The following is a 13,427-nucleotide window of genomic DNA, read 5'->3' as shown; positions in this document are numbered from 1 at the left end:
AGCAGGAAGAATGAATCCGTAAGCGCCACCTACTGCTTCAAATGGGCCCGTCTTTCCATCGACAACATGAGCAGGAAGAGTCGCGCCCACAAGACGGTCACCGTCGGTAATTTCGGTGTAGGTCGTTCCATTCTGGTTCGTTCGCGGCTCGCCGAACCAGATTAGCCACTCATCGCCGGTCTTCTCTACGGAATAAATTGGCCTCGTCTGACCACTCGCCCATCGGAAATCGGACGGCTGAGGATCTCTGTCGAGTTCGGTCTTCCCATCGGGCAGTCGCAACCAAACCTTCAAATCGCGCAGATTGGATTCCCCAGGTTGCTCCTCCCTCGCCGGCCGAGGAGCTTCCACGTCGTATTCCAATATGTAATTGAAGCTGCCTGTTGGGATCTCCTTATCCGCGGCAATAGATACCCCGACGTTAAATTCCGGAGCATCGACGTCATCCCAGCTGTGGTCCGTGTCAGCCGCCCGCGCCGCCGTCGCGAACTGCGGCGCCACCGCCGGCACCGCCACGCTGCCGCACGCTAGGGCAACGGAGCTGATTACTGCGGCGACGTTCTTGCGCACGCGGTTGTTCCTCGTCGTGTTCTTCTCGCTCATATCGGCCTCCACATCGCAAGCGGGTTAATGGGACCCACTCCAGTCGGCCAGGAACGCAGCGACGTGAAAGCGGGGTTAACCGAGAATATACACCCGTCTATAACGATTCTTCCAGCATTTTCGAAGATTTAACCGAAATTTCAGACAGGGATAAGACGAAGTGAAACCCGGCCCGACGCCGGAAAGCGTCAGGCCGGGTTTCGTTCACCGGCAATGGTTAGCGCCGAGTGCGGGCGGTCGTCCGCGTGGTAGTCGGGGCCACCGTGGTCGCCACCGTGGTCGGCGCCGGCGACTTCCCAGCGTCACCCCTATCCGACGAGCCCGCACCAGACGAGCCCTTCACCACCGTGAACGCCTCACCAGGCTCATTCGAGCACCAGTCGTAAATCACCGCACCAGCAGCAATCAGGCCAATCACACCAGCAGCAATCGTGCCGAAGCGCTGCACATCCGGATCCGCAGCCATCTGCTGCAACTGACCGAACCCGGCACCTTGCCCGTGACTTCCCAGCCTTCCGGCTTGATAAAGCGGACAGCGCACTCCTTGTTCGGGTTCAGGCCCTCGATCTTCCAGTCGCCGTTCTTGTCGGTGACCGCCGAGCGCGTCGGCTCGCCCTCGAAAGTTGCCACACGAATGGGGAGAACGGGAGTTAGCGCGTAGCCATGCGCACGCCGCGCATGATCAGCTCAATGATCTGGCCGATGACCGCGACGCCGATCATTACCGGGATGATAACCGAAGTAGCCTGGGAAGATCCGGCGGAACTCTGCGCGAAATCGCCGTTGAAAAGCCCCGAAGACATCATCGCGGAGCCCTGGGCCTCCTGCTTCCACAGCTCAACCGGGTTCGCCGTATCCGGGATGGAGGAATTTGCCGCCCACGCTTGAGCGACGTCCGGTTCCTCCCCCTCTGCCGGCTCGCCCGTGACGCTGAGGAACATCTCCGAGCTGGAAACCTTCTTCAGCGGATTCTTTTCCGGGTCGATGTATAGCGGATCGTTCTCCGGATCCCGGTCCAGGGCTTCCAGTGACGAACCCTCGCCGTCCTGGCCGGTGGCGGCCGAGAGTTCCCGGAACGCGTTTCGGGTGTCGATTAACGCTGCGGCTGCGTCGGCGGGAGCATTCGCGTCCATCGCGCCGTCGTCTTTGTTCCCGTCGGCCTTATTTTCGGTGTTTCCCGTGTTCTCGGCGGGGGTGGACGCAGCCGGGTCGGGGGTGTCGGTCTGAGCCATTACCGGGGCTGCATTGATGGAGGCGAACACGACGGATGCGGCGACAAAGCCGGCCAGAAGGGACGTACGCATAGCGGGTATCTCAACCAATCCCTTAACAACAACGATCCGATGCCGGGCTAGTCACTGCGTGTACCCAGGATCTACTACGAACTCTTGACAGTATGTTGTGTTTATACAATACTTCGACGCATGCCCCTAAAGAAGTCTGCAAGTGATCCGCTATTCAACCGGGTGAAATTGCTGCGGGTCGAGAGGGACATGTCGCGTCAGCAACTCGCCGACGCGGTAGATGTCAACGTTCAAACAATCGGCGCCTTGGAGCGCGGCAACCACAACCCGAGTCTGAGCCTCGCGTTTCGGGTGTGCGAGGTATTCAACCTCCCCGTGGAGGCAGTCTTTTCTAGAACCGAGTTCAGCCCAATGTCGACCGAGATGTACCGAAAGGACACGAAATGACGCTCACCCCTGTCCCTGCAACCGTGGCCCAGCGCAAGCGCGCGATGCGAATAGGGGATGGTGCAATCGCCGCCCTGATTCTGGCAGCCGCGCTTCATTTCCCCGCGCAGGGTCTTTCGAACTTGTTGTGGATGCTCGGCAGCCTTGCAGCGGCGTTGGGCATCTACGAACTACGGAAGTCCATCGGTTACTCCGACCTGCCCGAGGCGGAGCTGGACGAGTACGAGCTGAAGCGGCACCTGGAGGCAAGGGAGGACGGATTGCGCTGGTCTCTCGGCCTCTCCCTCGCGGTGTTCCTTCTCAGCGGTGCTGTGGCCTGCACCGCGCGCTTCTGGGTAGAACCGGACGGACTCTCCGTAGCACTCTTCTTTGCGAAGGTCGTTTACTGCCAGATGATCTGGGTGCCGTTCATTGTGGCGCGTTCTCTCGCGGGGAAAATCAACCGCGACGAGCTCATCGCTCGCGATTGAACCGACCGCGTCACGACGCGTCAATGGTGTTGCCTCGCGCATAGTGCCGGAAAAACCGTCGATTCTCGCGGGCTGATGAGAACCGCGCCTCGACACCCGGATAACGCTCCGGACGTTTCAATACGCTTGTCCCAGCTAAAGAGAGGACCCCAATGTCCCGTCTAACGGACCTGCTTCAACAGATCAGAGACCTCGACCCGCGGTTGGCCGCGGAACTTGAGCGAGAGATTCGTCATTCGCAGAACAAGCGCTCGTTCGATTGTGGGTCAACGACTATCTGGTAAAAGGTCTTGAGCGCGGCGACGCGGAGGGCGACCTTATCCCAGACGCGCACCTTGAACTGGCGGTATTGGCTCAGGTCAATGGTGCAAAAGAGGCGTTGTGGCGCGACGCGGACCTCACGGCGAAGTGGAATGCCCTTAACCCATGCTTCGGAAAGTAGGATGAAAGATGAACGTAAAGGCGCTACGTAAATCCGCGCTAGTTGTAATCATGCTCTTGATCCTCGGCGTTTTGACGTACGAAGTATTCACTGGGTCACTGACTGTTAGTACGACCGTCGTTGCAGTGGGTGCTTTGGCATTGATGGCCTGGGGGTATTGGAAGGTTTCCCACGAGCAGCCGAGCACGGTCACAAACGGCTAGTAAGAAGCTAAGGCGGGTGCTTTGGGCATCAGATATTTTCCAAAGCACCAGCAAACGGCGCACGTCCCCATACCGGTTTCTAGGAACACTTCGGTAGCCCTAAGCGAGCGTAAAACGGCATCAACAGGCTCGATGAATGGGTGCGCAGGTTACCCATTACACGTCCCAACCGCAACAGGGGCGTGATAAATTGGCCGTCGACTCGGCGCCCCACCTCGCCGCCCTTGGTTTGACGAGGGCAGCACCGACAATGACCCGACACCGCGCGGCCGCAACGAACTTGACCGCAAAAGGAGCGACCGTGCGTTGGCCGGCACGTTCCCAAATGCGCTACCAGTCGCAGCGTAAAATCGCAGGCCGCAAGCCGCCGGAAACGAGTTCTGGAAGTCAGCGGCCTAGAAGCCGTGTTCGAATAGCAAAAACCGCCCGGAAATCGGTCTCAATCTGCCGACTTCCGGGCGTCTGGCGTTCAGAGAAGCGCTTTTTAACAGCGGATTGCGTCACTTCTTGCTGAAAATAAGAGTGGAGGGGGTTCCGGTGAAAGTTTTCCGAACTCTTTCGAAAAGTTCTCCGAACCCCCCACCGAATTGTGCCCCAGGTGAGGTGGTCACCGTCGGCGTCTCAGTCACCGTCGTCGTCGGCGTCTCAGTGTCCGTCACCGTAGTGGTAGTAGGCGTAGGAGTTTCGGGCGGGACGATGCCCAGGTCGTAACTCATGTCGCCTTCAGCGGGCACCGGATCGGTGGTGAACTCGAGGCCGTTTGAATCGTTATCGCGGGTTCCGGCGGCCAGTTTTCGTCACCTCATACTTCGCGTACTCGCCGGTAGTCGCAAGCTCAAACTTGACCTTGCGCGCAACGCGGTTCTTCCTAGTTTTCTCGCTCATGTTCGACCTCCACATCGTGAGCGGGTTGTCGCCGGGTAACCCGCCCCCGTGGGAAAATTCGAAGCGAGACGGGAATGACCGGCACTATACACCCGTCTTAGATCCGGTTGCCAGGGTAATCCTAAGAATTGATCGAAATTTCAGGTTCGCCCCTTAAGCAAAAGTCCCCAAAAGAAAATGGCGGAGACGGCGGGATTTGAACCCGCGGAGGGATAAACCTCGCCGGTTTTCAAGACCGGTGCATTCGGCCACTCTGCCACGTCTCCAACGCGAGCAGTCTAACGTAGCCTGGCCGCATGAAAGCAATCAATGATGAGCTCAAGCTTCACGACGTCGCAACGCCCGCCCTCCGCGACGGCGAAGTCCTGGTGAAGGTCGCCGCCGCCGGCGTCAACGGCGGGGACCTCGCGCAGGCCGCCGGCAAGTACCCGCCGCCGAAGGGCGAGTCCGAGATCATGGGCCTGGAGTGCGCCGGCGTGATCGTGGACCCCGGCACCACCGGCCGCGCCGAGGGCGAGGAAGTCGGCTGCCTGCTCGCCGGCGGCGGCTACGCCGAGTACGTCGCGGTGCCGGAGGGCCAGCTCACGCCAAAACCCGCAAACCTGACGCTGGAGGAGACCGCGGCGGTGGTCGAGGCCGCCTGCACCGTGTGGTCGAACCTGGGCATGGTCGCCGGCATTGAGGAGGGCGACCGGGTGCTCATCCACGGCGGCTCGGGCGGCATCGGGTCCTTCGCCATCCAGCTGGGCAAGGCTTTGGGCTGCAAGGTCGCGGTCACCGCCGGCAGCGCCGAGAAGCTGGAGTACTGCCGGGGCCTCGGCGCGGACGTCCTTATTAACTACAACGATCAGGACTTCGCCGAGGAGCTGCCCGAGTGGGCGGACGCGATCCTCGACGTCGTCGGCGGGCCGTACCTGGAGCAGAACATCAAGACCCTGCGTCACGACGGCCACCTGGTGGTCATCTCCGTCCTCGGCGGGCCGAAGGGCACCCTCTCCCTTGGGCGGATGATGCCGCGGCGCCTCTCCGTCACGGCGACCACGCTGCGGGCGCGCCCCCGGCCGATGAAGGCCGCCATCGTCGCCTCCACCGTGGAGCACGTCTGGCCACTCATCGAGTCGGGCCAGATCACCCCCAACATCTCCGAGCGCTTCCCGCTCGCGGACGCGAAGAAGGCGCACGAGCGCCTCGCCTCCGGCGCCAATACCGGCAAGATCATCCTCACCGTCTAGGCCAGAGAGGCCACCGTCCGCACGAGCTGCTCGATGTCGTTCTGGGTGTTAAACGGCGACATCGCGATGGTCACTGCGCCGCCCATGTCGGCCACGCCCATGTCCTCGAGCAGCTGGCAGTCGCGCGTGCGCGTGGCCACGATCCCGTTCGCGGTGAGGCGCTGCAGCACAGTCTGCGAGGGTACCCCGGTCACGCCAAACGCGAGGCGCGGAATGCGCTCCACGCGCGCGTCCGCCGCCGCCTCGCCGCTCACGCCCACGATGTGCACCGCGGGCAGCGTGCCCAGAAACGTGTGCAGGTCGTCGCGCAGCCCGTTGAGGTAGGCCGTCGTCTCCCCCATCGAGTGCTTCAAGCGATTGCGTCTCGACGCCCTCCCGGCCGGCCCCGCCACCAACGACGCGTAGTGGTCCACCACCGCCGGCACGCCCCCGGCCAGCCCCGGCGAGACCTCGAGCTCCAGCGCCTCGGTGTCCAGCCGCTTGAACATCGCCGCGTCCCGGAAGATCAGGGCCGCGATCTCCGGCCCGCCGAGCTGCGCCATGTCCACCGCCGCGACGTCAGCGCCCCACGCGTCCAAGTCGAGGGGCCTGTACGGGGCGTACGCGGTCGCGTCGACAAGCACCCACGCCCGCGAGCGCTCCCGCACCGCCTCGGCGATGTCCGCAACACCCACGACATTGCCCAGCTCCGCGTGCGCCGCCGGCACCGACACCAGCCGCGTCGAGCCGTCCGCGATGTCCGCGTACTGCCAGGCGGGCAGGTCGCCCGTGGCCAGGTCCGCCTGCGCCCACGCCGCCTTCGCGTCCGCGCGCCGCAGCTGGGCGGTGAGCTCCGGGCGGTCGAGCGGGTTGAGCACGATCGCGGAGCTGCGGCGCAACATCGGCTTCATCGCCGCGACGAGCGCCGCGTACAGGGCCGGCACGCTCGGGCCGAGCACCACCTGGTCCGGCGCGACGCCCGCGAGGTCCGCGATCGCCCGGCGCGCCGCCGCCGGGTATCCCGCCCCCTCGGGCTGGCCCGCCGAGTGCTTCGAGTGCGAGCCGAGCGCGGGCTCCGGCGGCGGCACCGACGCGGCGGAGCGGAAGCTGCGTGCCACCGCCGAGGCGACCTTCTCCGGGATCTGCGGGGTGTCGTGGGCGTTGAGGTACGTCCAGCCGCTGCCCAGCGACGTGTACAACCCGCGTACCCCCCACACGTCGTACGCCACGGCCAGCCTCCCTTCACGCAAGAACGCCCCCAATTATGCACGGGCGTCTGATACAGCGCACACCGCCAGCTCGGGCGCGGAAATCCGGTGCACTAGGGTGAACAGCGTGCACAACGTAGAACAGCTGCGCGCAGACGTCGCCCGGATGACCAGCGCGCCCGGCGACGACACCCCACCCTCGAAGTCGAAGACCTTCCGCAAGGCGTTCGACGACCTCGTCCGCGGCTGGGGCCAGCACGAGCTCTGGCTGCAGCTGGGCTGGCAGGACATCAAGCAGCGCTACCGCCGCTCGACGCTCGGCCCGCTATGGATCACCATCGCCACCGGCGTGATGTCGCTCGCGCTTGGGCTGCTCTACTCCATGCTCTTCCAGATCTCCGTGCCGGACTTCCTCCCGCACGTCACCGTCGGCTTCATCATCTGGGGCTTCATCTCCGGGTGCATCAAGGACGGCGCGAACGTGTTCATCGAGAACGAGGGCCTGATCAAGCAGCTCCCCTCCGCCCTGTCCGTGCACGTCTACCGCCTCGTGTGGCGCCAGCTGCTGTTCTTGGCGCACAACATGATCATCTGGCTGCTGCTCGTGTTCATCTTCCGCATCCACCTCGGCTGGAACTTCTGGCTGTTCCTCCCCGGCCTGTTGTTATTGGTGGTCAACGGGGTGTGGGTGGCCATGTTCTTCGGCATGATCGCCACCCGCTTCCGAGACGTCGCGCCGCTGCTCGAGGCCCTGGTTCAGCTGCTGTTCTACGTCACCCCGATTGTCTGGACGACCCGGACGCTCAAGGAGCAAGGCGGAGCCGTCGAGAAGCGGGCGATGCTCGCGGAGATCAACCCGCTCTACCACTACCTCGAGATCGTCCGCGCGCCGCTCATCGGCCAGCCCGTCGCCGGCTACCACTGGCTCGTGGTGCTCGCCTGCACGGTGGTCGGCGTGCTGGTGACGCTGCTGGCCATGAAGCGTTGGCGCTTCCGCGTCCCCTACTGGGTTTAGGAGTTTGCCGTGGTTTCCATCGACACCTACAACGCCTGCGTCGACTTCCCCATCTTCGACGCAAAGTCCCGGTCCCTGAAGAAGGCGATGATGTCCACCGCCGGCGGCAAGATCGGCAAGAACGACTCGAACACCGTGGTCGTCGAGGCGCTTCGAGACATCAACCTGCACCTTCGCGAGGGCGACCGCGTCGGTCTCGTCGGCCACAACGGCGCCGGCAAGTCGACGCTGCTGCGCCTGCTCTCCGGCATCTACGAGCCCACCCGCGGCGTCGCCGACGTGCGCGGTCGCGTCGCCCCCGTCTTCGACCTCGGCGTGGGCATGGACCCGGAGATCTCCGGCTACGAGAACATCATCATCCGCGGCCTATTTTTGGGCCAGACGCGCAGGCAGATGAAGGCGAAGATGGACGAGATCGCCGAGTTCTCCGAGCTGGGCGACTACCTCTCCATGCCGCTCCGGACCTACTCCACCGGCATGCGGGTTCGCCTGGCCCTGGGCGTGGTCACCTCCATCGAGCCGGAGATTTTGTTGTTGGACGAGGGCATCGGCGCCGTCGACGCCGCCTTCATGGCCAAGGCCCGCGTCCGCCTCGCCGAGATGGTGGAGCGCTCCGGCATCCTGGTCTTCGCGTCCCACTCCAACGACTTCCTGGCGCAGCTGTGCAACACCGCGCTGTGGGTCGACCACGGCGAGATCCGCGAAGCGGGCCTGGTCGCCGACGTGGTGGGCGCCTACGAGGGCCCGGAGGCCGGCCGGTACGTCGGGGACTTGGTGGAGCGGTTCCGGGGCGAAGCTGACGTCGAATAGTTCAGCCGCCCCTGAACTATCCGGGGGCCAGCGCCAAATTGTTCAGTTTCCCCAGCTCGGCTGCGGGTGCCCGGCGGAATAGTTCAGTCACGCGGGCCGCTGGGCTGAACTTTTCTGCATGACCTCCTCGATGAAGGCGAGGCACTCGAACATCGTCGTCGAGGAGCAGCGGGCCGGCGTCCACCCGGCGCTGGCGATCTTGAGGTTGATCGACGAGTCCTTGTTGCGCTGCTTCCATTCCCAGTGGTGCTCGCCGTCGTACATGATGGCGATCTGGAGCTCCGGAATTGCCAGGTCAAACACCGTCACAATCTCGCCGTCGACGATGAGCGGCATCTGTTCCCGGACCGTGTAGCCGTACCGGTGCGCGAGCGCCGTGACCAGGAGGCGCATCTCGGTTTCTTTCGGCGAGTCGGCGAGGGCGCTGCTGCTGGCCAGCAGCGGGCGCAACCACTTCGCATCCACCTTGCCGCGCGCCGCGCCCAGGACGTCCGGCGCGGAGACGTCCAGGAAGCGCCGGGCGCAGTCGATGAGCTGGAGCGCCATCACATCGCGCGGCTCCCAGCCGGCGACCTTGACCGTGCCCCACCCGTGCTCGCCACGCCTGACCTGCTGCAACGCCTGGACCACCGCGTCGGCGGGGGCCGCCGCCCTGAATGACACGCCGCGGTGGGTGAGCGTCCACGTCGAGGACACCGCGCGGGACGGGCGCCGCACCGTCGGGGTCAGCTCGCCGCCTTGGGTAGACCGCGGCGCCGTCGGCGAAAACAGCAGCGTGTCCGCCCCCTCCACGAGGTACGGCTGCCCGTACAGCGCCAGCGCCGAGAACCCGCCGACCACGCACCCCGGCCGCTCGACCGCGTGCGCGACGGCGCGGGCAGCCGCCGGAGCCGCATACTCCACCCCGCGCGGGTGGTACCGGGCGCCAAGGTCCACCTGCCACGGCTCCCGGCAGTGCTCGGCCGCCACGTACCGTTTCGCGCTCACCCGCGTGTACCCGGCCCCTCCCACGCGCTGGGACTCGTGCACCAGAACCGCCGCGAACTTCACATTCATGCCGTCGTGCAAATTCACCATGTCCAATCAGACGCAACCGACACCCCCGCGGTTCCCTCGGGCACAATAAACCCCATGACCGCGCTGAACCCGAACGGCACCACCGCCGCCGTGATTGTCACCCACCACCGCGTTGAGCTGCTCAAACACTCGCTGGAGCAGGTGGTGGGCCAGACCCACCCGGTGGACTGGGTGATCGTGGTGGACAACGGGGCGCAGGAGGAGGTCAGGCAGCTTATCGACGCCCTCGCGGCCGACCGCGCCGTCTACCTGCCCAGCCGCACCAACCTCGGCGGCGCGGGCGGCTTCGCCTACGGCTTCCTCCACGCCCTCGCGCTCGGAGCGGACGCGATCTGGTGCGCCGACGACGACGGCCGCCCCGCCGACGAGCACGTCCTCGAGGAGCTCTACCGCACCGCCGCGCAGCACCAGCTCGCGCAGGTCTCCCCGGTCGTGGCGAACATCGATGACCCGGCGAAGCTCGCCTTCCCGCTGCGGCAGGGCACCACCTGGCACCGGCGCGTGGACGAGCTCGAGGGCGACTTCCTCCCCCAGTACGCCAGCCTGTTCAACGGCGCGCTCATCAGCGCCGCAGCCATGGAGCGCATCGGCGTGCCGGACTACCGCCTGTTCATCCGGGGCGACGAGGTGGAGTACCACCGCCGCCTCGCCCAGTCGGGCCTGAAGTACGGCACGGCGCTGACCACGTTCTACCTGCACCCGGACGGCTCGGGCGAGTTCCACCCGATCATGGGCGGGCGCGCCCACGCGCAGTTCCCGGACAACCCGACAAAGCGCTACTTCACGTACCGCAACCGCGGCTACATCATCAACCAGCGCGGCATGAAGAAGATGCAGCTGCAGGAGGTCGTGCGCTTCGGCTGGTTCTTCCTCCTCGAGCGCAAGGACCCGAAGGGCTTCGTCCAGTGGCTCAAGCTGCTCAGGCGGGGGGCGCGAGAGGACTTCCGGCGTCCTTAGATTCCTTGGAGTCACGGAAGATCCAGTGGCGCTGGAGCAGGAAGTTGGTCACCGTAGCCACGCCCTGCGCGATGATGAAGGAGACGGCGTTCTTCCATGGGTTTACCAGGCCTAACCGCGCCAAGGGTGCATCCGTCACCCGCTACAACAACACCTGCACCCCGAGCGTGACGGCGTAGAGCACGAAGACGGCGCCGGCCTTCTTCGAGTCGATCTTCGCGTTGAACGAATACTTCGAGTTGAGCACGTACGCCGCGGTGGTGCCGAAGATCCAGCCCACGACCTTGGCCAGGTCGCGCTGGACGCCCATGTACTGGTCGAGGGTGTTGGTGATGCCGAAGTCGATGACGGCGCAGCCGACGCCGATGACGAGGAACGGCACGAGCTGCTGCTTTAAGGACCCAGATGAAGCCACGGGCGAATACCCTACCCGCGCAGCAGCTCCCGGTAGAGCTCCAACATCTCCGCCTGGTTTCGGTCGCCGGCGATCTGGTCGAGCTCGGCGAGGGAGGAGGGGCAGAGGGACCGGAGGGCGTCGATACGCAATGGCTCGTAGCCGAGCGAGGCGAAGATCCCCTCGGCGATGGTCGCGGTGTCGGTGCCCGCGCAGCAGATGTGGGCGAAGACGAGCGCCCAGAACGCGTCGCGCTCGCGGCGACCGGCCTCCACGGGCAGGCGCGAGATGCGCGGGCCGCGCCCCACCTCGAGGGCGTGCAGGAGGGGCACGAAGTCGTGGTTCTCGGCGCGCGCCACGAAGTCGCGCACCTCCTCGCGCAGGCAGCCCACCTGCACCTCCCCCATGAGGCGGGCGTTGACCTCCGCGATGTCGAAGGGGTAGCCGCCGAAGGAGCCGGAGCCGGCGACGCAGACGGACGGTGGAGTCGACTCGTCGCGCGGGTAGACGTCCGCGAGCTGCATCTCGAAGGACCAGAGGCCGCGCGAGAAATGGGTGGATTCGCCGGGCGTGCGGAGGACGTCGTGAAGCTCGAGGCCCCGCGGCGCGTCCGCGCCGACCCCGTCGACGCCGAAGACGGTGCCCACCACCTCGCAGCACTCGGCGATGGTGGTGGATTCGTCGATGCCCACCCAGCGGTAGACAACGTCGTCCGAGACCAGCCCGACGCGCACGAGCAGCGTCGCGCCGGCGCGACGGTCCGCGAGGCGGATCACCGGTGCGAGGTGGTCGGAGCGGTAGAGGGTGCTGGACATGGCGCCCAATATAGGCTGATCCGACATGAGGAAGCATTACCAAGGCGACGACCCCGACGCGATCCACGAGGCTGCGCAGCGCGTCACCGCCCCGCTGTCCGACTTCATGGTCCGCCTCATGGCGCAGGAACTGCCGCTCGTGGACTCGACGGGGCGCGGCCGGATCTACGAGATCCTCCGCGAGTACGACGGCCCTGTGATTTCGAGCCAAGAAGAGCTGCCCGAGGAGATTCGCAGCATTATGGACCTCTGATCCGGCGGTAGGGTTGGGGGCATGGAACTGACAACCCGATCCCTCAACGGCTGGGGCCGCACGGCCCCCTCGACCGCCCAGGTGCTTTCCACCGCGGACGTGGACACGATCGCGAAGGCTGTGCAGGAGGCCGCCGAGCGCGGCCGCGGCGTCATCGCCCGCGGCATGGGCCGCTCCTACGGCGACCCGGCCCAGAACGGCGGCGGCCTCGTCGTGGACATGACGCCGCTCAACCGGATCCACTCCATCGACCCGGACAGCGGCATTGTCGACGTCGACGCGGGCGTCACCCTCGACCAGCTCATGAAGGCCGCGCTGCCCTACGGCCTGTGGGTCCCGGTGCTGCCCGGCACGCGCCAGGTGACCATCGGCGGCGCGATCGGCCCGGACATCCACGGCAAGAACCACCACTCCGCCGGCTCCTTTGGCAACCACGTGCTGTCCATGGAGCTGCTCGTCGCGGACGGGCGCGTGCTGCACCTCGAGCCGTCGGACGAGCTGTTCTGGGCCACCGTCGGCGGCATGGGCCTGACCGGCATCATCCTCCGCGCGCGCATCCAGATGACCAAGACGGAGACCGCCTACTTCATCGCGGACACCGACCGCACGGACACCCTCGACGAGACGATCGCGTTCCACTCCGACGGCTCCGAGGTGAACTACACGTACTCCTCCGCCTGGTTCGACGCCATCTCCGGCCCGCCGAAGACCGGCCGCTCCACCATCTCCCGCGGCTCGCTGGCCACCCTGGACCAGCTCAAGGAGTACGCGCCGAAGCTGGCGAAGGACCCGCTGAAGTTCAACGCCCCGCAGCTGATGACGGTGCCGGACATCTTCCCCTCTTGGACCATGAACAAGGTCACGCTCATGGCCATCGGCGAGGCGTACTACCTCATGGGCAAGCCGAGCCGCAACGACGTGAAAAACCTCACGCAGTTCTACCAGCCGCTCGACCTCATCGGCGAGTGGAACCGCGGCTACGGCAAGGCCGGCTTCCTGCAGTACCAGTTCGTCGTGCCCACCGACGCGGTCGAGCCGTTCAAGGACATCATCTACGACATCCAGTCGTCCGGCCACTACTCCGCGCTCAACGTGTTCAAGCTGTTCGGCGAGGGCAACAAGGCCCCGCTGTCCTACCCGATGAAGGGCTGGAACGTCTGCGTCGACTTCCCCATCCGCCCGGGCCTCAACGCGTTCCTCGACCGCCTCGACGACCAGGTCATGCAGTTCGGCGGCCGCCTCTACCTGGCCAAGGAGTCGCGCACCTCGCCGGAGAAGTTCCACCAGATGTACCCGGAGCTGCCGCACTGGCTCGAGGTCCGCCGCGCCATCGACCCAACCGGCGTCTTCGCCTCCGACATGTCCCGCCGCCTCGAGCTGAACTAGAAAGGAA

15 protein-coding genes and 1 tRNA gene are annotated in these 13,427 nt (G+C 65.3%); 9 read left to right on the top strand and 7 right to left on the bottom strand.

Translation table 11 applies throughout. The annotated features are described in order from the left end of the window. Positions 1–1,017 precede the first annotated feature (1,017 nt). Together CJEDD_RS00535 and CJEDD_RS00530 are read right to left on the bottom strand one after the other, a co-directional pair. On the bottom strand, positions 1,018–1,233 hold the full coding sequence (locus CJEDD_RS00535) for a hypothetical protein (protein ID WP_042407388.1): 216 nt from the start codon (positions 1,231–1,233) through the stop codon (positions 1,018–1,020). 20 nt (positions 1,234–1,253) lie between these two features. Next, positions 1,254–1,907 (bottom strand): hypothetical protein, encoded by a 654-nt coding sequence (locus tag CJEDD_RS00530; protein WP_042407390.1) that lies wholly within the window; start codon positions 1,905–1,907, stop codon positions 1,254–1,256. Between the two features lie 120 nt (positions 1,908–2,027). On the opposite strand from CJEDD_RS00530, the gene CJEDD_RS00525 reads away from it, so the two are divergent. The 3 genes from CJEDD_RS00525 to CJEDD_RS00515 all read left to right on the top strand — a co-directional run bounded on the left by CJEDD_RS00525 (position 2,028) and on the right by CJEDD_RS00515 (position 3,206). After that, positions 2,028–2,294 carry a helix-turn-helix transcriptional regulator gene (locus tag CJEDD_RS00525; RefSeq protein ID WP_042407393.1) on the top strand — a complete coding sequence of 89 codons (267 nt, stop codon included), beginning with the start codon at positions 2,028–2,030 and terminating at the stop codon, positions 2,292–2,294. Further along, positions 2,291–2,764: a hypothetical protein gene (locus tag CJEDD_RS00520; protein ID WP_042407396.1), complete on the top strand. Its 474-nt coding sequence runs from the start codon at positions 2,291–2,293 to the stop codon at positions 2,762–2,764. Before CJEDD_RS00525 ends, CJEDD_RS00520 begins: the two co-directional genes overlap by 4 nt. 259 nt (positions 2,765–3,023) lie before the next feature. Further along, positions 3,024–3,206, top strand: coding sequence for a hypothetical protein (locus CJEDD_RS00515; protein ID WP_157034472.1), 183 nt, complete (start codon positions 3,024–3,026; stop codon positions 3,204–3,206). 1,266 nt (positions 3,207–4,472) lie between these two features. Here CJEDD_RS00515 and CJEDD_RS00510 read toward each other — a convergent pair. After that, a tRNA-Ser gene (locus CJEDD_RS00510) sits at positions 4,473–4,560 on the bottom strand. Positions 4,561–4,590: 30 nt separating this feature from the next. Between CJEDD_RS00510 and CJEDD_RS00505 the strand changes: the two genes are divergently transcribed. After that, positions 4,591–5,526, top strand: coding sequence for an NAD(P)H-quinone oxidoreductase (locus tag CJEDD_RS00505; RefSeq protein WP_042407403.1), 936 nt, complete (start codon positions 4,591–4,593; stop codon positions 5,524–5,526). Here the strand turns inward: CJEDD_RS00505 and CJEDD_RS00500 are convergent. After that, the gene (locus tag CJEDD_RS00500) at positions 5,523–6,734 is read right to left on the bottom strand and encodes an aminotransferase class V-fold PLP-dependent enzyme (protein WP_042407407.1); all 1,212 of its coding nucleotides are present in this window, start codon (positions 6,732–6,734) and stop codon (positions 5,523–5,525) included. The genes CJEDD_RS00505 and CJEDD_RS00500 overlap by 4 nt on opposite strands. A gap of 145 nt (positions 6,735–6,879) precedes the next feature. Between CJEDD_RS00500 and wzm the strand changes: the two genes are divergently transcribed. Both wzm and wzt read left to right on the top strand, forming a co-directional pair. After that, complete coding sequence (gene wzm / locus CJEDD_RS00495) at positions 6,880–7,728, top strand: galactan export ABC transporter permease subunit Wzm/RfbD (protein ID WP_042407409.1); 849 nt, start codon at positions 6,880–6,882, stop codon at positions 7,726–7,728. A 9-nt stretch (positions 7,729–7,737) separates the two neighbouring features. Next, positions 7,738–8,538 (top strand): galactan export ABC transporter ATP-binding subunit Wzt/RfbE, encoded by an 801-nt coding sequence (wzt, locus tag CJEDD_RS00490; protein WP_042407410.1) that lies wholly within the window; start codon positions 7,738–7,740, stop codon positions 8,536–8,538. 87 nt (positions 8,539–8,625) lie between these two features. Here the strand turns inward: wzt and CJEDD_RS00485 are convergent, their stop codons facing one another. Further along, positions 8,626–9,615, bottom strand: coding sequence for a hypothetical protein (locus CJEDD_RS00485; protein ID WP_273657559.1), 990 nt, complete (start codon positions 9,613–9,615; stop codon positions 8,626–8,628). Positions 9,616–9,669: 54 nt separating this feature from the next. Between CJEDD_RS00485 and glfT1 the strand changes: the two genes are divergently transcribed. Next, on the top strand, positions 9,670–10,572 hold the full coding sequence (glfT1, locus tag CJEDD_RS00480) for a galactofuranosyltransferase GlfT1 (RefSeq protein ID WP_042406733.1): 903 nt from the start codon (positions 9,670–9,672) through the stop codon (positions 10,570–10,572). 142 nt (positions 10,573–10,714) lie between these two features. Here glfT1 and CJEDD_RS00475 read toward each other — a convergent pair whose 3' ends face one another. Together CJEDD_RS00475 and CJEDD_RS00470 are read right to left on the bottom strand one after the other, a co-directional pair. Continuing rightward, the gene (locus CJEDD_RS00475; RefSeq protein ID WP_232297700.1) at positions 10,715–10,987 is read right to left on the bottom strand and encodes a GtrA family protein; all 273 of its coding nucleotides are present in this window, start codon (positions 10,985–10,987) and stop codon (positions 10,715–10,717) included. 11 nt (positions 10,988–10,998) lie between these two features. Next, positions 10,999–11,781 carry a hypothetical protein gene (locus CJEDD_RS00470; RefSeq protein ID WP_042406729.1) on the bottom strand — a complete coding sequence of 261 codons (783 nt, stop codon included), beginning with the start codon at positions 11,779–11,781 and terminating at the stop codon, positions 10,999–11,001. Between the two features lie 25 nt (positions 11,782–11,806). Between CJEDD_RS00470 and CJEDD_RS00465 the strand changes: the two genes are divergently transcribed. After that, positions 11,807–12,034, top strand: a complete 228-nt coding sequence (locus tag CJEDD_RS00465; protein WP_042406726.1) for a hypothetical protein — start codon at positions 11,807–11,809, stop codon at positions 12,032–12,034. 21 nt (positions 12,035–12,055) lie between these two features. Continuing rightward, positions 12,056–13,420, top strand: a complete 1,365-nt coding sequence (locus CJEDD_RS00460) for a decaprenylphosphoryl-beta-D-ribose oxidase (RefSeq protein WP_042406724.1) — start codon at positions 12,056–12,058, stop codon at positions 13,418–13,420. Positions 13,421–13,427: the final 7 nt, after the last annotated feature.

It is taken from the genome of Corynebacterium jeddahense, assembly GCF_028609865.1.
Lineage (GTDB): Bacteria > Actinomycetota > Actinomycetes > Mycobacteriales > Mycobacteriaceae > Corynebacterium > Corynebacterium jeddahense.
The sequence above is the reverse complement of the archived record's forward strand: the minus strand, read 5'-3'. Positions and strand labels throughout refer to the sequence as shown.